The 18,517-nt window shown below is 72.1% G+C and carries 16 protein-coding genes; 6 read left to right on the top strand and 10 right to left on the bottom strand.

All coding sequences use genetic code 11. The annotated features are described in order from the left end of the window. Positions 1-19: 19 nt before the first annotated feature. The 10 genes from ACIGWZ_RS21845 to ACIGWZ_RS21890 form a co-directional block, all read right to left on the bottom strand. Complete coding sequence (locus ACIGWZ_RS21845) at positions 20-2,017, bottom strand: NADH-quinone oxidoreductase subunit L (protein ID WP_400067012.1); 1,998 nt, start codon at positions 2,015-2,017, stop codon at positions 20-22. After that, complete coding sequence (nuoK, locus tag ACIGWZ_RS21850; RefSeq protein WP_400067014.1) at positions 2,014-2,391, bottom strand: NADH-quinone oxidoreductase subunit NuoK; 378 nt, start codon at positions 2,389-2,391, stop codon at positions 2,014-2,016. Before nuoK ends, ACIGWZ_RS21845 begins: the two co-directional genes overlap by 4 nt. After that, a complete protein-coding gene (locus ACIGWZ_RS21855) occupies positions 2,391-3,002 on the bottom strand; it encodes an NADH-quinone oxidoreductase subunit J (protein ID WP_400067016.1) in 612 nt (203 codons plus the stop codon). Before ACIGWZ_RS21855 ends, nuoK begins: the two co-directional genes overlap by 1 nt. After that, positions 2,999-3,589 carry a NuoI/complex I 23 kDa subunit family protein gene (locus tag ACIGWZ_RS21860; RefSeq protein WP_400067018.1) on the bottom strand — a complete coding sequence of 197 codons (591 nt, stop codon included), beginning with the start codon at positions 3,587-3,589 and terminating at the stop codon, positions 2,999-3,001. The genes ACIGWZ_RS21855 and ACIGWZ_RS21860 overlap by 4 nt, the downstream gene beginning before the upstream one ends. Continuing rightward, a complete protein-coding gene (locus ACIGWZ_RS21865; RefSeq protein WP_400067020.1) occupies positions 3,589-4,554 on the bottom strand; it encodes an NADH-quinone oxidoreductase subunit H in 966 nt (321 codons plus the stop codon). Before ACIGWZ_RS21865 ends, ACIGWZ_RS21860 begins: the two co-directional genes overlap by 1 nt. Beyond that, the gene (locus ACIGWZ_RS21870; protein WP_400067021.1) at positions 4,551-5,747 is read right to left on the bottom strand and encodes an NADH-quinone oxidoreductase subunit C; all 1,197 of its coding nucleotides are present in this window, start codon (positions 5,745-5,747) and stop codon (positions 4,551-4,553) included. The genes ACIGWZ_RS21865 and ACIGWZ_RS21870 overlap by 4 nt, the downstream gene beginning before the upstream one ends. Next, positions 5,744-6,403: an NADH-quinone oxidoreductase subunit B gene (locus ACIGWZ_RS21875; protein WP_400067023.1), complete on the bottom strand. Its 660-nt coding sequence runs from the start codon at positions 6,401-6,403 to the stop codon at positions 5,744-5,746. The genes ACIGWZ_RS21870 and ACIGWZ_RS21875 overlap by 4 nt, the downstream gene beginning before the upstream one ends. Then, positions 6,394-6,795 carry an NADH-quinone oxidoreductase subunit A gene (locus ACIGWZ_RS21880; protein ID WP_400067025.1) on the bottom strand — a complete coding sequence of 134 codons (402 nt, stop codon included), beginning with the start codon at positions 6,793-6,795 and terminating at the stop codon, positions 6,394-6,396. Before ACIGWZ_RS21880 ends, ACIGWZ_RS21875 begins: the two co-directional genes overlap by 10 nt. A gap of 212 nt (positions 6,796-7,007) precedes the next feature. After that, positions 7,008-8,444, bottom strand: a complete 1,437-nt coding sequence (locus tag ACIGWZ_RS21885) for a hypothetical protein (RefSeq protein ID WP_400067027.1) — start codon at positions 8,442-8,444, stop codon at positions 7,008-7,010. Between the two features lie 654 nt (positions 8,445-9,098). Continuing rightward, the gene (locus ACIGWZ_RS21890) at positions 9,099-10,220 is read right to left on the bottom strand and encodes a secretion protein snm4 (RefSeq protein WP_400067029.1); all 1,122 of its coding nucleotides are present in this window, start codon (positions 10,218-10,220) and stop codon (positions 9,099-9,101) included. A gap of 171 nt (positions 10,221-10,391) precedes the next feature. Here ACIGWZ_RS21890 and ACIGWZ_RS21895 point away from each other — a divergent pair, with 171 nt between their 5' ends. The 6 genes from ACIGWZ_RS21895 (at position 10,392) to ACIGWZ_RS21920 (ending at position 18,494) form a co-directional block, all read left to right on the top strand. Continuing rightward, complete coding sequence (locus ACIGWZ_RS21895; RefSeq protein WP_400067030.1) at positions 10,392-11,582, top strand: sensor histidine kinase; 1,191 nt, start codon at positions 10,392-10,394, stop codon at positions 11,580-11,582. 184 nt (positions 11,583-11,766) lie between these two features. Further along, the gene (locus ACIGWZ_RS21900; protein ID WP_400067032.1) at positions 11,767-13,083 is read left to right on the top strand and encodes a sensor histidine kinase; all 1,317 of its coding nucleotides are present in this window, start codon (positions 11,767-11,769) and stop codon (positions 13,081-13,083) included. Between the two features lie 201 nt (positions 13,084-13,284). Further along, positions 13,285-13,944 (top strand): response regulator, encoded by a 660-nt coding sequence (locus tag ACIGWZ_RS21905; RefSeq protein WP_400067034.1) that lies wholly within the window; start codon positions 13,285-13,287, stop codon positions 13,942-13,944. Between the two features lie 295 nt (positions 13,945-14,239). Further along, positions 14,240-16,180 (top strand): 2-oxoacid:acceptor oxidoreductase subunit alpha, encoded by a 1,941-nt coding sequence (locus tag ACIGWZ_RS21910; RefSeq protein WP_400067036.1) that lies wholly within the window; start codon positions 14,240-14,242, stop codon positions 16,178-16,180. Then, on the top strand, positions 16,173-17,270 hold the full coding sequence (locus ACIGWZ_RS21915; protein ID WP_400067038.1) for a 2-oxoacid:ferredoxin oxidoreductase subunit beta: 1,098 nt from the start codon (positions 16,173-16,175) through the stop codon (positions 17,268-17,270). Before ACIGWZ_RS21910 ends, ACIGWZ_RS21915 begins: the two co-directional genes overlap by 8 nt. Before the next feature lie 354 nt (positions 17,271-17,624). Beyond that, positions 17,625-18,494, top strand: coding sequence for an SDR family oxidoreductase (locus ACIGWZ_RS21920; RefSeq protein WP_400067040.1), 870 nt, complete (start codon positions 17,625-17,627; stop codon positions 18,492-18,494). Positions 18,495-18,517: the final 23 nt, after the last annotated feature.

Here is an 18,517-nt window from a genome sequence, read left to right on the forward strand (position 1 = left end):
CCGGAGGATTGCAGCACGGTCAGGCTCCCGTGCCCGTAGCGACGAGGACGGCGGCGACGGCCAGAACGAGCGAGCCCGCCAGCAGGGCGCCGAGATAGGTCTGCACATTGCCGGTCTGGGCGCGGCGGACGGCGGCGCCCAGCCAGCGGGGGGCGGTGCCCGCGCCGCGCACGTAGGTGTCGACGACCTCGCGGTCGAGGAAGCGCACGAGCGTGGCGGCGGCGCGTACGGGCCGGACGAACAGCGCGGAGTAGACGGCGTCGAGGTGGAAGCCGGCGGCCGCGTGGCGGTGGAGCGGGCCCAGGAGGAGGCGGCCGGGGTCGGCCGGGTCCGGGGCGCCGGCGACATCGCCGTAGGCGGGGGCGTGGCTTTCGATGGCCAGCTCCTCGGCGAGGCCGGGGGCGGCGTCGGGGGCGACGGCCACCGCTCCGAGGGGGGCGCGGGCGGCGAGCGCGCTGGTGTGGCGCCAGGTCGCGTAGGTGACCAGGCCGCCGACGAGGGCGACGCCGGTGCCCAGGACGGAGGTGTTGAGGGTGGGGGTGAGCGAGCGCCCGTCGAACCAGTCGGGCAGGTAGGGGCCCGCCAGGCCGAACGCGACGGTGGGGACGAACAGCACCCAGAGCGTGGCGTTCATGACGACGGGCTGGGGACCGTGGTCGGGGACCTCGGTGCCCTTGCCCTTGAAGGCGAGCAGCCACAGACGGGCGGCGTAGGCCGCGGTGAGGAGGGCGGTGAGCAGTCCGGAGATCAGTACCGTCCAGCCGGCCGCGCCGGGAATGCCGTGCGCGCCACCGGTGGCGGCGTGTTCGGCGGCGCCCAGGACGGCTTCCTTGGAGAAGAAGCCGGCGAACGGCGGAATCGCGGCGAGCGCGAGCAGCGCCACGGTGACCGTCCAGTAGGCGTCCGGGATGCGCCGGGACAGGCCGCTCATCCGGGACATGGCGGCCAGCGAGTTCGTCCCGGAGGCGTGGATGATCACGCCCGCGCCGAGGAAGAGCAGGGCCTTGAACGCGCCGTGCGAGAGGAGGTGGAAGACGGCGGCGCCGCGGTCGCCGACGGCCAGCGCGCCGAGCATGTAGCCGAGCTGGCCGATCGTCGAATAGGCCAGGACGCGCTTGATGTCGTCCTGGGCGAGCGCGGCCAGGCCGGAGCCGACCATGGTGATCGCGGCCATGACGGCGAGCACGACCAGGGCTGCCGCGGAGGCGGCGAAGACCGGGAGGAGCCGGGCCACGACATAGACACCGGCGGCGACCATGGTCGCCGCGTGGATCAGCGCCGAGACGGGGGTCGGGCCGGCCATCGCGTCCGGGAGCCAGGTGTGCAGCGGGAACTGCGCCGACTTGCCCGCGACACCGGCCAGCAGCAACAGCGCGATCAGCGTCGGGTGGTCCAGGCCGCCGCTGGCGACCTGGCCGAGGATTCCGGTGATCCGGAACGTACCGGCGTCGACGGCCAGCGCGAAGATGCCGAAGAGGAAGGGGACATCGCCGAGCTTGGTGACGAGGAAGGCCTTGAGGGAGGCGGCACGGGCGGCCTCGGTCTCCCAGTAGTGGCCGACGAGGAAGTACGAGCAGATGCCCATGACTTCCCAGCCGACCAGCAGCAGCATCAGGTCGCCGGTGTAGACGACGAGCAGCATCGCGGAGGTGAAGAGGGAGACCAGCGCGGCGTAGGAGGGGTAGCGCGGATCGTCGCGCAGATAGCCGGTGGAGTAGATCTGCACGCAGGTGGCCACGACCCCGACCAGGACGGCGATCAGCGCGGCGAAGCCGTCGATGTGCAGCGCCAGGTCGATGGGGACGGAGCCGGTCGGGGTGAACCGGGTGGCGACGTCGGTGGCCGGACCGCCGCCCTGCTCGACGGCGACGCTGAGGGCGAGCGCGGCGGCGGCGAGCGTCGGCAGCACGGCCAGCGGCCGGACGAAACCTGGCGCGCGGCGCCCCAGGAGGAGGCCGGCGACGGCCCCGAGGAAGGGCAGGAGGGGAACGAGGACGGCGGTGGTCGTGAGCGTCACGCGGTGGCCTCCGCCTGGGTGTCCGGCTGCGGCTGCGCGCCGTGGTCCGTGGCATCCGTACCGTCCGGCCGCTCCGCGAGGTCACGGAGCCGGTCGATGTCGGAGCTGCCGCGGTTGCGGTAGACGAGCAGCACGATCGCCAGGCCGATACCGATCTCGGCGGCGGCGACGGCGATGGTGAAAAGGGTCAGCGCCTGGCCGGCGTGCAGGGTGTCGCGCAGCCAGACGTCGAAGGCGACGAGGTTGAGGTTGACGGCGTTGAGCATCAGCTCGACGGACATCAGCACCAGGATCGCGTTGCGGCGGGCGAGCACGCCGTACAGACCGATGCAGAAGAGGAGGACGGCGAGGACGGCCGGATAGGCGAGATGCATCAGCGCTGGTCCTCTCGCGGGGCGGGGGCGCGGGAGACGCCGTTCCTGAGGGCCGCCGCCGGGGCCTTGCCCTCACCGGCCTTGCGGGACAGCACGATCGCGCCGACGAGCGCGGCGAGCAGCAGCACGGACAGCGCCTCGAAGGGCAGCACCCAGTACTGGAAGAGGGTGCGCCCGGAGGCCTCGGTGGAGCCCTGGACGGCGCCGTCGAGGTTGATCCAGGTGGCCCGGAACGCGTCGACGACGACCCAGACCAGCGCAGCGGCCGCGGCGACGGCCACGACCAGCGCGGCCCAGCGGTTGCCCGAATCGGCGTCCGGGGAGCGGCCGATGGGCGCCTTCGTCAGCATCAGTCCGAAGAGGAGGAGGACGACCACGGAACCGACGTAGATCAGCACCTGCACCCAGGCGATGAACTCCGCGGTGAGCAGGAGGTACTCGACGGCGATCCCGCCGAGGGAAACCACCAGCCAGAGCGCGGCGTGCACCAGCTGCTTGGTGGTGACCGTGACGGCGGCCGCGCCGAGGGTCGCGATGCCGACCAGGAGGAAGGCGATCTCGACACCGGTGGGCGAAAGGAAGCCGTGGCTGACAGCGGCGGCGAGCGTCACGTTCCCTCCTCCTTGGTGTCCTGGGCCTGTTGCTGGGCTTCGGCTGCCTGCTGGGCTTCGGCTGCCTGCTGGGCGGCGAGCTTGTCCGCGGCCTTGCGGGCGGCGGCGATCTCCTTGGGCTCCTCGGCCGCCGGGTCGAGCGCGGGCGGCTCGGGCACCGTCCACATCCACTCGCGGAGCCGGTCGCGCTCATGGGTCAGCTCGTGGATGTCCGTCTCGGCGTACTCGAATTCCGGCGACCAGAAGAGCGCGTCGAACGGACAGACCTCGATGCAGATACCGCAGTACATGCACAGCGCGAAGTCGATGGCGAAGCGGTCCAGCACATTGCGGCTGCGCTCGCGGCCACCGGGCGCGGCGGGCGGCACCGTCTCCTTGTGGGAGTCGATGTAGATGCACCAGTCCGGGCATTCGCGGGCGCACAGCATGCAGACCGTGCAGTTCTCCTCGAACAGCCCGATGACGCCGCGGGTGCGCGGCGCGAGGTCGGGCTGGACGTCGGGGTACTGCGCGGTGACCGACTTCCTCGTCATCGTGCGCAGCGTGACGGCCAGGCCCTTGGCGAGGCCGCTGCCGGGGATGCCCATTACGAGATCACCACCTTGACGACGCCGGTGACGGCGATCTGGGCGAGGGCGAGCGGGATGAGGACCGTCCAGGCGAGCTTTTGCAGCTGGTCCTCGCGCAGCCGCGGGTAGGTGACCCGCAGCCAGATGACGCCGAAGGCGAGGATCGCGGTCTTCAGCAGCGTCCACAGCCAGCCCAGGCCGTCGAGGCCGAACGGACCGTGCCAGCCGCCGAGGAAGAGGACGGCGGTCAGGGCGCAGAGAACGACGATGCCCGCGTACTCGGCCAGGAGGAAGAGCGCGAAGCGCAGCCCGGTGTACTCGGTGTACGCGCCGAAGATGATCTCCGAGTCGGCGATCGGCATGTCGAACGGCGGCCGCTGCAGCTCGGCGAGCCCGGCGGTGAAGAAGACCACCCCGCCCACGATCTGCCACGGCACCCACCACCAGTGGAAGGCGTCCAGGATGCCGGGCAGCGAGAGCGTGCCGGCCGCCATCGCCACGGACGCGGCGGCGAGCAGCATCGGCAGTTCGTACGCCAGCAGCTGCGCGGCCGTCCGCAGACCGCCGAGCAGCGAGAACTTGTTGGCCGACGCCCAGCCCGCCATCAGCGAGCCGAGCACGCCGACGCCCATGACGGCGAGTACGAAGAAGATGCCCGCGTCCAGGGCCTGCCCCACGGCGTTGTGCGGGCCGATCGGAATGGCGATCAGGACCAGGAGGTACGGCAGCAGGGCGACGGCCGGTGCGAGCTGGAAGATCCGCCGGTCGGCACCCGCCGGGACGACGTCCTCCTTCTGCGCGAACTTGACGCCGTCGGCGACCAGCTGCGCCCAGCCGTGGAAGCCGCCCGCGTACATGGGGCCGAGGCGGCCCTGCATATGGGCCATGACCTTGTGCTCGGTCTGCCCGACGACCAGCGGAAAGACCAGGAAGACGACGAAGACGGCAAGAAGGCGCAGGGCGATGTCGAGGGTGTCGCTCATGAGGTGTCGCCTCCTGCCTGGTCGCGGTCGTTGGCCACGTCGTTGACGGTGTCGTTGGCCGTGGCGTTGCCTGTGTTGTTGTCGTTGCCGGCGCTGGGCTCCGCCTCGGGCTCGGGCTTCGCTTCAGGCTCGGGCTTTGCCTCGGACTCGGGCTTTTCCGTCGCCTCGGGCTTTTCCGCCGCCTCGGGTTTCTTCGCCGTCTCGTCGAAGGCCGGGCGGGCGTGGTGCCAGGGGGCGTCGGAGGAGCTGGGGGCGTCCGTCTTCGCCGGGGTCTCCGTCGCCGGAGCCGCCTCCGCCTGCTGGCTCGCCGAGCCCTCACTCACCGACCGGGTACGCCGCGCCGGGCGCGCCGGGCGCTCGGCAGGCGCCGCGGCCGCCGGAGCCTCCGCGGCCTCGCCCGCCGCCCCCGTCGCCTGCTGGCCGGCCGAGCCCGCGCTCGCCGTCCGCGTACGCCGCGCCGGGCGCTCGCCCGCGGCGGCACCCGCCGCCCGCGCGCCCCGCGCAGGCCGCGCGGGCGCAGGCGGCAGCTGGCCCTTCAACGGACCCCATTCGTTCGGGTCGGGCACGCCCGGCGGCAGCATCTGGCGCCGCTTGGGCCCGCCGTGCTCGGACTCCCCCGGCTCCTTGGCACCCGGCCACGCCTTGGCGACGCGCGCCGCGAGCACGAAGTCCTTGCGCAGCGGATGGCCCTCGAAGGTCTCCGGGAGCAGCAGGGGTACGAGGTGCGGATGGCCGGTGAAGTCCACGCCGAACATCTCGTGGGTCTCGCGCTCGTGCCAGCCCGCGCCGGCGAACACCTCCACGGCGGTGGGCAGCGCGGCGGCGTCGTGCGGCACGGTCGTCCGGACGACCAGCCGGCGGACGGTCCCCGGGTGCGCCACATCCGCGAGGTGCGCGCAGATCCGGAAGCCGGTGCCGGGCTCGTCGACGGCGCTCAGCCAGTCGAAGTAGGTGCAGCCGAGGTCGTCGCGGGCGGCCGTCAGGGCGGTGAGCCAGGCGTCCACCGGGACGTCGACCGTCAGCAGGTCGTATGCCAGCTCCGCCGTGGCCCCCGTACCGAAGATCTCGCTCGCGGGCCGCGGCAGCCAGCCGACCACCGGCTCGGCGACCGGCTCGACGGGCTGCTCGACGGCCTGCTCGGGCTGGTCGACAGCTTGCTCGGGCTGCTCGGGCGTCTCGCTCCGGTCGCTCATCGGGGCTCCTCCCCCGCCGTCTTCGGCTCCTCGGTCTCAGGGGCCGGCGGCGCGACCAGCCCGCTGCGGAGCGCGGCCGCCGACGGCCGGGCGCCGCCGCCATGTCCGTACCGCTCGCCCAGCGACTCGCGCGCGATCTTCTCCTGAAGCTTGAGGATGCCCTGGAGCAGCGCCTCGGGACGCGGCGGGCAACCCGGTACGTACACATCGACCGGGATGATCTGGTCGACGCCCTTGGTGACGGAGTACGAGTCCCAGTAGGGGCCGCCGCAGTTGGAGCAGGCCCCGAAGGAGATCACGTACTTCGGCTCGGGCATCTGCTCGTAGAGGCGCTTGACCGCGGGCGCCATCTTGTCGGTGACCGTGCCGGAGACGACCATCAGGTCGGCCTGGCGCGGGCCGGGCGCGAACGGGATCACGCCGAGCCGGATGAAGTCGTGGCGCGCCATGGACGCGGCGATGAACTCGATGGCGCAGCAGGCGAGGCCGAAGTTGAAGACCCACAGGCTGTAGCGGCGGCCCCAGTTGAGGACCACCTTCATCGGTTCGGGTGCGAGCCGGGCCAGGGTCCCCAGGCGCCGCGGCTCCGGCAGGAACTCGGGGCCGGCGCCCTCGGACGCGGCTGCGGATCCGTTGGGGGCGGGGTTCACGTCCATTCCAGGACGCCCTTCTTCCATGCGTAGAGCAGGCCGATGGCGAGGAAGCCGAGGAAGATGAACATCTCCACCAGCGTCACGCCACCGAAGCCGGGGGCGGCGAAGACCGTCGCCCAGGGGAACAAGAAGATCGAGTCGACGGCGAAGATGACGTAGAGGAAGGCGTAGACGTAGTAGCGGACCTGGGTGTGCGCCCAGCCCTCGCCGACGGGGTCCACGCCGCACTCGTACGTCAGCAGCTTCTCGGGCGTCGGCACCACAGGCCGCAGCAACCGCCCGGCCCCGAAGGCCACGGCCACGAAGAGCACGCCGATCACGGCGATGAGCCCTACGACCGAGTAGCCCTCGAAATAATCCGCGGCGATGGTGGTGCGTACGGTCGTGTCCGGCACGTCCGCCCCTCGCTCCCTGACTGCGCTTGTTCAACGACTTCGACGATCTGTACGGACCGGAGTCTAGGCCCTGCTCCGGCCGCGTTGAGCAGCCGCGTCGTCGCGGAGGGTGGGGTTGTCCCCACTTCGCCCTACCTGGGCGGCCGGCAGCGTAGACGTCGCGGCCGATTGTCTCAGGGACCGTCTCACGGACCGGACGGTGCAGCTCCGGATCAGCGTTTGGGGCCGCCGTCGAAGGGGCTGCGGGTGTCGGGGCCGTCGGCGTCGGTGGGGGCGGGTGACCGGGGCGGGGTCGCGGGTAGCGGTTGCGCGGGCTGCGGGTGGGGCTGCGCCGGCGTTTGGGGCAGGGGCTGCGGCATCTGCTGAGGGGTGGGGTGGGACGTGGGAGTCGACTGCGGCGCAGGGGCCGGAGTCGGGTGGGACGTCGGAGTCAGGTGGGACGTCGGGGCCGAATGGGATGTCGGGGTCGGCCGTGGCATCGGCCGCGGCGGTACGGGTGCGGGCCCGGGGACGCCGGCTTGCGGCGGTACGGGGGCGGGCCCGGAGGCTCCGGTCCCCGGCATGACGGGCGTCTGCCCCGGGGCGTGGACCACCTGCTGGGGAGGCGACTGCTGGGGATACCCCTGGAGGGGCTGCTGCGCGGCCTGCGGGGACTGGACGTACGGAGACTGGGCGTGCGGGGACTGGGCGTGCGGGGACTGGACGTTCCGCCTGCCGGGCTCCCGCGAGACGGCGCGGTCCATCACCTCGGCCGCGATCCGGGCCGCCGACTCTCGTGTCCGCTCGCCCAGCAGTTCCGTCCGGATGGCTCCGCCCGCCGCCAGATGGCGGTCGTACGGCAACGGGAGCACCGCCGCTCCCCCGGCACCCAGATGCTCGGCCGCCTTGCGTACATCGAGACCGGCGTCGGGCGAGGAGTGCGTGAGCACGACCACCGTGGTCGGCAGCAGGCCGGGGTGCAGCCCGCCGACCCAGTTCAGCACGGACCGGGTGGCCGCCACGCCCTCCGGGGTCGCGGGGGTGACCAGTACCCGCGCCTGGGTCGTCACCAGGGCGGTGCGGGCCACCTCGGCGGGCAGCGTCTCGCAGTCCACCACGGTGGCGGCGAAGTGGCGGCGCAAGGAGGTCATCACGACCCGGTAGGTATCGAGGTCCAGCCGCGTGCCGATCGCCCCCTGGCTGCCGGGCAGCAGCCAGCCGCCGCCCGCGAACGGCAGGAGATAGCCGGTCAGGTCCGTGATCAGCATCGAGGGATCGACGATCTCCGCAAGATCGCTGCCCGACCAGCGCACCTCGCGGGCGCCGAGGCGGTGCGGCAGCGTACCGAGCGCCGGATCGGCCTCGACGGCGAGCACCGGGTCGGGGCGGTAGTGCGCATAGGTGAGCGCCAGCAGGGCGGCGACGGTGGACTTGCCCGCGCCGCCGCGGATGCTGGAAACGGCGATCTGCCGACCGCTGGTCACGGGCTGCTGGATGGCGTACGCGGCCTGGGTGAGGGCGGCCGTCTCGGCGGCCGGCGAGGACGCGAACACCCGGCGCAGCGCCCGCCCGGCCCTCCTGGCCAGCGGGTCGCCGCGCCGCGGCTTGGGCTGGCCGGCGGCCAGCTCGGGCGGCAGGAGCGGGACGGAGACCGGAGTGCGGGCCGGCAAACCGGAACGTCCGTAGCGGCCGGGGGCTGGGGCCGAGGGGGCAGCGGCAGGAGCGGCAGCGGACGGGGCCGATGGGGCGGGAGCCGATGGGGCGGGAGCGGATGGGGCGGGAGCGGACGCGGCGGGAGCGGACGCGGCCGGGGCCGACGGGGCGGGAGCCGACGGGGCAGGAGCCGATGGGGCGGGAGCCGGCGTGCCCGGGGCCCGCGACGGCAGATGTGTCGGGGTGGGAGGCGTCGCCATGGGCGCCTGGGCAGTGGATCTCTGGCCAGTGGGTGCCTGGCCAGTGGGTGCCTGAGCGGCGGGTGCCTGCGCGACGGGCCCTGCCGGGGCCGGAGCCGCGGCGGGAGCAGGGGCCGGTGCGGGAGCAGGGGCCGGTGCGGGCAGGCCACCGGGCATCCTCTGCGCAGTCAATGCAGGCATCGGCCCAGCCCCCTCCGTCGCGCTCGTACCCGCGCTCGGACTCGAAGCTGAAGCCGAACTCGCAGCCGAACCCGAAGACGCACTCGCGCCCGCACCTGAACTCGTACTCACCGAAACCGCACCTCCCTCCCGCTTATTCAACGTCAGGCCCGGTCGCCCCGGTTCCGTACCCCCGGGCGTATTCGCTCCGGGGCTCGCTTCCGCTGACATGTTCCCTCCGAAGCTTCCGGGTCAGGACGTGCCCAGCAGCAGGGTGTAGACCCCGAAGGCTCCCAGGGCCACCGGGATCAGCGCCACCACGCCGGCCGACTCGACCAGATCCAGCCATCGCCACAGCCGCGCCCGGAGGGGCTCGGGCACCCGTACCGCGAGGATCGCAACCGGCAGCGCCGCCAGCACGCCCAGCAGCGCCAGGGCGCCGACCGGCCCGCCACCGTCCGTCGCCCAGAGCAGAACGAGCCGTACGCATACGGCGGTTCCGGCCGCCAGCAGCGCGACGACCTCCACCGCCAGCGGGTAGGCGCGGGCCCGCGAGAGCAGTACGACGCAGAGCAGCAGCGCGGCGAGCACGGTCCACAGGCCGGGTGTGTCCACCGCCAGCACCCCCGCCGCGCCGGCCGAGGCCGCCATCGCCACCGTGGCCAGGGCCAGCCCCCGGTGGGTGGCGCCCAGGGCGGCCGCCACCTGGTGCCTGCTGACCGGCGTGCCACCGGAGCGCCGGTCGTCCAGCCGGGTCAGCCCGGCGGCCATCAGCGCGAGCCGCGGCAGATACCCGAGGACCAGGACGGAGACGAAGCCGAGGGCAACACCCGTACGGGCGGGGGTGGTCAGCGCGAGACCGGCCTCCCAGGCGCCCACCGCGAGCGCGATCGAGGCGGCTCCGGTCAGACCGCCGCGCCCCAGTGGCGTGCAGAGCCCGAGGAGCGCGAACACGGCGGCGACGGTCAGTCCTACGGTGGCCAGCCGGGCTGCGCCGCCGGAGACCGCATGCCAGGAGGCGACGACCCCGAGCACACCGCCGAGCAGCAACAGGGCGACGCCCGGTGCACGGTGGCCCGGCCGCCCGGCCACCAGGCCGGTACCCGCTCCGGCGCCCGCGGCGAGCACGGCGGCACCTGCGAGCCAGAGGGCGGCGCCGCTCCCGTACCACGCGACCGCGCAGACCCCGGTGACGGCCGCAAGCAGCACACTGGCTGTCACCGCCGTCCAGGCCTTGGTCCGTTCCCCCCAGCCCCAGCCGCGGACGTCGAGCGGACCGGCCGTCTCGTTGGTGAGGTCCCCGTCAACGGGATCCGGCACCAGCACCTGGCTGTCGCAACCCTGCGCCATCGCCCCGCCTCTCCCGCTCTGCACCGCATCACCATACGGTCCCGCCGCCGCGGCGTGTCCACCACCGGCGATAACGAGATAGCCACCGGCCTGCGCCGATGCGGAGGAAGACGGGGCGAAGGTGGGGGAAACCCCACCCCCGGCACCCCACGAACCCCATGGCACCCGGGCCCGTGGCCGGGCAGGCTGTGGCGTATGACGGAGAGATCGTTGCCCAGTGCCGCCGATGGAGCCCTTGACGGCACCTCACCACCGCCGCCCCGGGCGCCGCTCAGCGCCTGGACGTGGCGGGAGATCGCCTACCTGCTGTCCAATTTCCCGCTGGACGTCCTCGCGTTCGTGGTGCTGGTGGTCTGGCTGGCGCTCGGGATCGGGCTGTCCGTCACCGTCATCGGGCTGCCGCTGCTCGCGACCGGCCTGGTGGCGTGCCGGAAGTACGGGAAGGCGGAACGGGCGCGGGCGCGGGCGCTGCTCGGCGTGGAAGTGGAGGAACCGAGTCCGCTGCGGGCGCGGGAGGCGGGGTTCTTCCCCTGGCTGTGGGCGTGCGTGAAGGACCCGGTCGCCTGGCGGCATGCGCTGTTCGCGTTCATCAGGCTGCCCTGGGCCGTCCTCACGTTCTCGGTCACGCTCGTCTCGCTCCTCGTGGCCTGGCCGGCGCTGCCGTGGCTGGCGCGCTGGCTGTCGAACGTGGACCGGGCGATGGTGCGCGGACTGCTCTCCCCCTCCGACGAGTTGGAACGGCGGATCGCCGAGCTGGAGACGGACCGGATGACGGTCACCGACACCGCGGCGGCCGATCTGCGGCGCATCGAGCGGGATCTGCACGACGGCGCACAGGCCCGGCTGGTGGCGCTCGCCATGGGGCTCGGGCTGGCGAAGGAGAAGCTGCTGGAGGACCCGGATGCGGCGGCGGCGATGGTGGACGAGGCGCACGGCGAGGTGAAGCTGGCGCTGCAGGAGCTGCGGGACCTGGCCCGCGGCATCCATCCGGCGATCCTGACGGACCGCGGGCTGGGGCCGGCGCTCGCCTCGCTGGCCGGGCGCTGCACGGTGCCCGCCACGACCTCCGTGGACCTGGCCGAACGACCCGCGCCGGCCATCGAGGGCATCGCGTATTTCACCGTCTCCGAGCTGCTGCAGAACGTCTCGAAGCACAGCGCGGCGCGGCGGGCGTCCGTGGAGGTGTGGCGGGTCAAGGACCGGCTGCTGATCCAGGTGGAGGACGACGGGCGGGGCGGGGCGCGGCTGGACGGCGGCAGCGGGATGGCCGGTCTTGCGGAGCGGCTGGGGTCGGTGGACGGGCTGTTCGTGCTGGATTCGCCGGTCGGCGGGCCGACTCGGGTGACGGCGGAGCTGCCGTGGCGGGCGCGTACGGGCGGGAGCTGACGGGGCGGACGGGGCGGCGGGTGCGTTCGTCCTCAGGTCCGGGGGTGGGGAAAACCCCAGGGAAAGAGTGCGCTGAGCCTCATGGTGCGGGCGGCGTCGGGCGCGGACGCTTGTCGTAGCGGAAAAGAGCACGAACGAGCCGGAGCACCCGCGGCATACGGCAGAACGGACGGACGACGAGTCGATGGATACCGCATACGCACCGCAGCACCGCGGCTCCCACGTACCCATGGGACTGCGCGCCCCGTTCTCCGGGCGCACCTGGCGCGAGTTCCTGTATCTCTTCCTCAGCCTCCCGATCGCGACGGTGATGTTCAGCTACGCGATAACGGTGATCTCGCTCGGCGCCGGACTGCTGATCACGTTCCTGGGCATCCCGGTGCTGGCCGGCGGGCTGGCGGGCTGCCGCGCGCTGGGCATTCTCGAGCGAGGGCGGGCCCGCGCGCTGCTGGGGCTGGAGGTGGCCGAGCCGGAGCCGGTCCGTGCCGCCAAGCCGGGCCTGATGGGGTGGATCGGGGCCGTCCTGAAGAGCGGAGTGTCCTGGCGGCACTTCCTCTACTCCTTCTTCCACTTCCCGTGGGCGCTGTTCTCCTTCGTCTTCGCGACGATCTTCTGGTCCCTCGGCTGGTGTCTGCTGGCCTATCCGCTGTGGCGGTGGACGTTCCCCACGTTCCTCGGCGTGCCGGGCATCCAGATGTGGGGCGACGGCGACGCCAACGGCTTCTACCTCGACACGCCCGTCGAGATCGGGGCCATCAGCGCCTTCGGTCTGCTGCTGGTGCTGGCCGGGCCGTGGCTGATCCGCGGGCTGACGCAGGTGGACCGGGTGATGGTCCTCGGCCTGCTGGGTCCCTCCCCGCTCGCCGGCCGGGTCTCGGAGCTGGAGTCGGACCGCGGGGTGGTGGTCGACACCGCGGCGGCCGATCTGCGGCGCATCGAGCGGGATCTGCACGACGGCGCACAGGCCCGGCTCGTTTCCCTCGCCATGGACCTGGGCCTGGCCAAGGAGAAGCTGGTGGAGGATCCGGATGCCGCCGTGCGGATGGTGGACGAGGCGCACGGCGAGGTGAAGGTCGCGCTGCAGGAGCTGCGGGATCTGGCCCGCGGCATCCATCCGGCGATCCTGACCGACCGGGGGCTCGGCCCGGCGCTGTCGGCGCTGGCCGCGCGGTGCACGGTGCCGGTGACGGTGACCGTCGATCTGGACAGCCGGCCCGCCGCGGCGATCGAGAGAATCGCGTACTTCACCGTCTCCGAGCTGCTGCAGAACATCTCGAAGCACGCCCGTGCCACCCGCGCCACGGTCGATGTCTGGCACTCGGCGGACCGGATCATGATGCAGGTGACGGACGACGGCCGGGGCGGCGCGACCACCGGCACGGGCAGCGGTCTGGCGGGCCTGGCCGAGCGGCTCGGGTCCGTGGACGGCCTGCTGGTCGTGGAATCCCCGGTCGGGGGCCCGACCTCCATATCCGCCGAGCTGCCGTGGCGTAGCCGGTAGCGGCCGGGCAGCCGACGGCCGGGGCCGGGACGGGGGTCCGGCCCCGGCCCGCACCGCCTCGGTCCTGCCCCCGCCTCCGCGGGCCTCCCCACCCGCGCCGAATCCGCGGCTCCCGCCGCACCGCCCCCCGGTTGCTGGAATGCTGGGGCCGCAGGCGGGGTTGTACGAGTCGTGGGGGGAAGCGGAACTGTGGAGGACAGGGTGCGCGTCGTCATCGCCGAGGATTCGGTGCTGCTGCGGGAGGGACTGACGCGGTTGCTCACCGACCGCGGGCACGACGTCGTGGCGGGTGTGGGGGATGCCGAGGCGCTGATCAAGGTGATTGCGGAGCTGGCGGCCGAGGAAGCGCTGCCGGATGTGGTGGTGGCGGACGTACGGATGCCGCCGACGCACACCGACGAGGGGGTGCGGGCGGCGATCCGGCTGCGCCGGGAGCACCCTGAGCTGGGCGTTCTGGTGCTGTCGCAGTACGTCGAGGAGCAGTACGCAACGGAGCTGCTGGCCGGCTCCAGCCGGGGGATCGGCTATCTGCTGAAGGACCGGGTGGCCGAGGTACGGGAGTTCGTCGACGCCGTGGTGCGGGTCGCCGAGGGCGGCACCGCGCTGGACCCGGAGGTGGTGGCCCAGCTCCTGGGCCGCAGCCGCAAGCAGGACGTCCTGGCGAATCTGACGCCCAGGGAGCGGGAGGTACTGGGGCTGATGGCCGAGGGCCGGACGAACTCCGCGGTCGCCCGGCAGCTGGTGGTCAGCGACGGCGCGGTCGAGAAGCACGTCAGCAACATCTTTCTGAAGCTGGGCCTCTCCCAGAGTGACGGGGATCACCGCCGGGTGCTCGCGGTCCTCACCTATCTCAATTCCTGAGCACCTGACAGCCCGTCAGATGCGCAGGCCGGAGGGGTGCCCGACGGGGTCCAGGACCTTGGACCTAGAACTATTGGATGAAGTCCGGAGCGTCATGAAGAAGGGGTGACGGGGGCGGTGATTTCATGACAAACCATGCCAGTACGGTGTCTCAGCTTGACGTCCACGATGTGATCGACTCAGGGAAGGCGACCCTTACCCACGTACGATGGATAGGGGACAACCAGTCGGTTCGACACGTCCCGAGCCCTGCCTCCGGCGGGGACGCCGCACCCCTCGAGGGAGGTCCGAAGCAGTGACCAGCCAGGTCAGTAGCCCAGCCGAGAAGACCGACGGTGCGCTTGTCGGGGAACAGCGCGCGCCCGGTGACGGCGGCGGAGGCAAGGAAGTCCAGCGACTGGACCGGGTCATCATCCGGTTCGCCGGCGACTCCGGTGACGGGATGCAGCTCACCGGCGACCGGTTCACCTCCGAGACGGCGTCGTTCGGCAACGACCTGTCGACGCTGCCGAACTTCCCCGCCGAGATCCGGGCCCCTGCCGGCACACTGCCGGGCGTCTCCAGCTTCCAGCTGCACTTCGCCGACCACGACATCCTCACCCCCGGGGACGCCCCGAACGTCCTGGTGGCGATGAATCCGGCGGCCCTGAAGGCGAACATCGCGGATGTGCCGCGCGGCGCGGAGATCATCGTCAACACCGACGAGTTCACCAAGCGCCCGATGGCCAAGGTCGGCTACGCGACCAGCCCGCTGGAGGACGGCTCGCTGGAGGCGTACAACGTCCATCCGGTGCCGCTGACGACGCTGACGATCGAGGCGCTCAAGGAGTTCGGGCTCTCCCGCAAGGAGGCCGAGCGCAGCAAGAACATGTTCGCGCTGGGCCTGCTGTCGTGGATGTACCACCGGCCGACGGAGGGCACCGAGAAGTTCCTGCGGTCGAAGTTCGCCAAGAAGCCGGACATCGCGGAAGCGAACGTCACGGCCTTCCGGGCGGGCTGGAACTTCGGCGAGACCACCGAGGACTTCGCGACGTCGTACGAGGTCGCCCCGGCCACCAAGGCCTTCCCGACCGGCACCTACCGCAACATCTCCGGCAACCTCGCGCTCTCCTACGGGCTGGTCGCCGCGAGCCGGCAGGCGGATCTGCCGCTCTACCTGGGCTCTTACCCCATCACCCCGGCCTCCGACATCCTGCACGAGCTGTCCAAGCACAAGAACTTCGGCGTGCGGACGTTCCAGGCGGAGGACGAGATCGCCGGTATCGGCGCGGCGCTGGGCGCGGCGTTCGGCGGCTCCCTCGCGGTGACCACGACCTCGGGCCCCGGCGTGGCGCTGAAGTCGGAGACCATCGGCCTCGCGGTCAGCCTGGAACTCCCGCTGCTCATCGTGGACATCCAGCGCGGCGGCCCCTCGACGGGCCTGCCCACCAAGACCGAGCAGGCCGACCTGCTCCAGGCGATGTACGGGCGCAACGGCGAGGCTCCGGTGCCGATCGTGGCCCCCAAAACGCCCGCCGACTGCTTCGACGCGGCGCTGGACGCGGCCCGTATCGCGCTGACCTACCGCACCCCCGTCTTCCTGCTCTCCGACGGCTATCTGGCCAACGGCTCCGAGCCCTGGCGGATCCCCGACGTCGACGAACTCCCCGACCTGCGCGTTCAGTTCGCCTCCGGCCCCAACCACCAGCTGGCGGACGGCACCGAGGTGTTCTGGCCCTACAAGCGCGACGAGCAGACCCTGGCCCGCCCCTGGGCGGTGCCGGGCACGCCGGGCCTGGAGCACCGCATCGGCGGCATCGAGAAGCAGGACGGCACGGGCAACATCTCCTACGACCCCGCCAACCACGACTTCATGGTGCGCACCCGCCAGGCGAAGATCGACGGCATCGAGGTCCCCGACCTCGAGGTCGACGACCCGTCGGGCGAGGCCAACACCCTCGTCGTGGGCTGGGGTTCGACATACGGCCCCATCACCGCTGCGGTACGGCGCGTGCGGGGCGCAGGGGAGCACATCGCCCAGGCGCACCTGCGCCATCTCAACCCCTTCCCGAGGAATCTCGGCGAGGTGCTCGGGCGTTACGACAACGTGGTCGTGCCGGAGATGAACCTCGGACAGCTCAGCTCGCTGCTGCGCGCCAAGTACCTCGTCGACGCGCGCTCGCACACCCAGGTCAGTGGAATGCCGTTCAAGGCCGAGCAGCTCGCGGAGGTCTTTAAGGAGGCCATCAATGACTGAGACGATCTCGGAGGAGAAGCCCGCACAGTTCGAGGCGCTCTCCCTGGTGCCCAAGGCCGAGGCCAAGCAGTCCATGAAGGACTTCAAGTCCGACCAGGAAGTGCGCTGGTGCCCCGGCTGCGGTGACTACGCCGTCCTCGCCGCCGTGCAGGGCTTCATGCCCGAGCTCGGCCTGGCGAAGGAAAACATCGTCTTCGTCTCCGGTATCGGCTGCTCCTCCCGCTTCCCGTACTACATGAACACCTACGGGATGCACTCCATCCACGGCCGCGCCCCGGCCATCGCCACGGGCCTGGCCTCCTCGCGGCGCGATCTGTCGGTGTGGGTCGTCACCGGTGACGGCGATGCGCTGTCCATCGGCGGCAACCACCTCATCCACGCCCTGCGGCGCAACGTCAACCTCAAGATCCTGCTGTTCAACAACCGGATCTACGGCCTGACCAAGGGCCAGTACAGCCCCACCTCCGAGGTCGGCAAGATCACCAAGTCGACGCCGATGGGGTCGCTGGACGCGCCCTTCAACCCGGTCTCGCTGGCCCTGGGCGCCGAGGCGTCCTTCGTCGCCCGGACCGTCGACTCCGACCGCAAGCACCTCACCTCGGTGCTGCGCGAGGCCGCCGCCCATCCCGGGACGGCCCTGGTGGAGATCTACCAGAACTGCAACATCTTCAACGACGGCGCCTTCGAGGTCCTCAAGGACAAGGAGAAGGCCCAGGAGGCGGTCATCCGCCTGGAGCACGGCCAGCCGATCCGGTTCGGGGCGCTGGCCCCCGACGGCTTCGGCTCCAAGGGCGTGGTCCGCGACCCGGCCACCGGTGACCTCAAGATCATCGACGTCCGGGAGGAGGGCACCGGCGGCGTGCTGGTCCACGACGCCCACAACCCCTCCCCCACCACCGCCTTCGCCCTCTCCCGTCTCGCCGACCCCGACACGCTGCACCACACCCCCATCGGAGTGCTGCGCAGCGTCGAGCGCCCGGTCTACGACACGATGATGTCCGACCAGCTCGACTCCGCCATCGAGCAGAAGGGCAAGGGCGACCTCGCCACCCTGCTGGCCGGCAATGACACCTGGACGGTCGTCGGCTGACCACCTCGGCCCCGGAGATGCCCCCGGGAGTGCCTTACGGCGCTCCCGGGGGCATTCGTTTTGGCCTCCGCCACGGCGGCGATTCCCCTACCTGCACCACTGCCGGTGCCATGCTGACGGGGCGATCCCGTGCGACACCCGCCTCTGCACCTCCACCGCTTGCACGTCCACCGCCCGAACCTCCGCCGCCTCGCATCCACCCTCTGCGCATCGGTCGGCCCTCCGCCGGCCGACCGCACCTCCACAATCCATACGCCCGTCACATACGTCTGTCCTATACGTGCGTCATACGCAATCGTTCATGGCGGACGTGCAGTCGCGCCGCCCGTCAACGACGCCCCCAGGGGGTAGCTCATGAGCTTCGTCATCACCGGCGCCACCGGAGCGCTCGGCCGGCTCGTCGTCGAAGCGCTGCTGGCGCGTACCGCGCCGGGCGAGATCGTCGCGGTGGTCCGCGACCGGGCCAAGGCGGCGGATTTCGCGGCGCGCGGCGTCCAGGTGCGGGTCGCGGACTACGGCCGGCCCGAGACCCTCGACGGTGTCTTCGCGGCCGGCGACCGGGTGCTGTTGATCTCGGGGAACGAGGCCGGGCGACGCCTCGCCCAGCACCGCGCGGTCATCGACGCCGCGCGGGAGGCGGGCGTCGCACTGCTCGCCTACACCAGCGTGCTGGGCGGGCCCGCCGCCACTTTCTCCCTCGCCGAGGAGCACATCGCCACCGAGCAGGCGCTCCTGGCGTCCGGTGTGCCGTACTGCCTGCTGCGCAACGGCTGGTACCACGAGAACTACACCGGCGCGCTGGCCACCACCTTGCGGACCGGCGCGGTGATCGGCAGCGCGGACGGCGGCCGGGTGGCCAGCGCCGCGCGCCGGGACTACGCCGAGGCGGCCGCCGAGGTCCTGACCGGCAGCGGCCATCGGAACTCGGTGTACGAACTGAGCGGTGACAGCGCCTGGACGATGGCCGAGTACGCGGCCGAGGTGTCCCGGCAGACGGGTCGGCGGATCCCGTACCGCGATCTGCCGCAGGAGCGGTACGTGGCGCTGATGATCGAGGCGGGAGTGCCGGCACTGGGCGCGCGGATGGTGGCCGACGCGGACGCCGCGATCGCCCGTGGCGAGCTGGCCTGCACCCCCGGTGACCTGGCCCGGCTCCTCGGCCGCCCGACCACACCCCTCGCCGACGCGATCGCCGACGCCCTCGAGGAGCTGCCCCTGTCATGACCGTATCCCGATACGGGCATGAC

This window comes from Streptomyces sp. NPDC053427, assembly GCF_044544985.1.
Classification (GTDB): domain Bacteria; phylum Actinomycetota; class Actinomycetes; order Streptomycetales; family Streptomycetaceae; genus Streptomyces.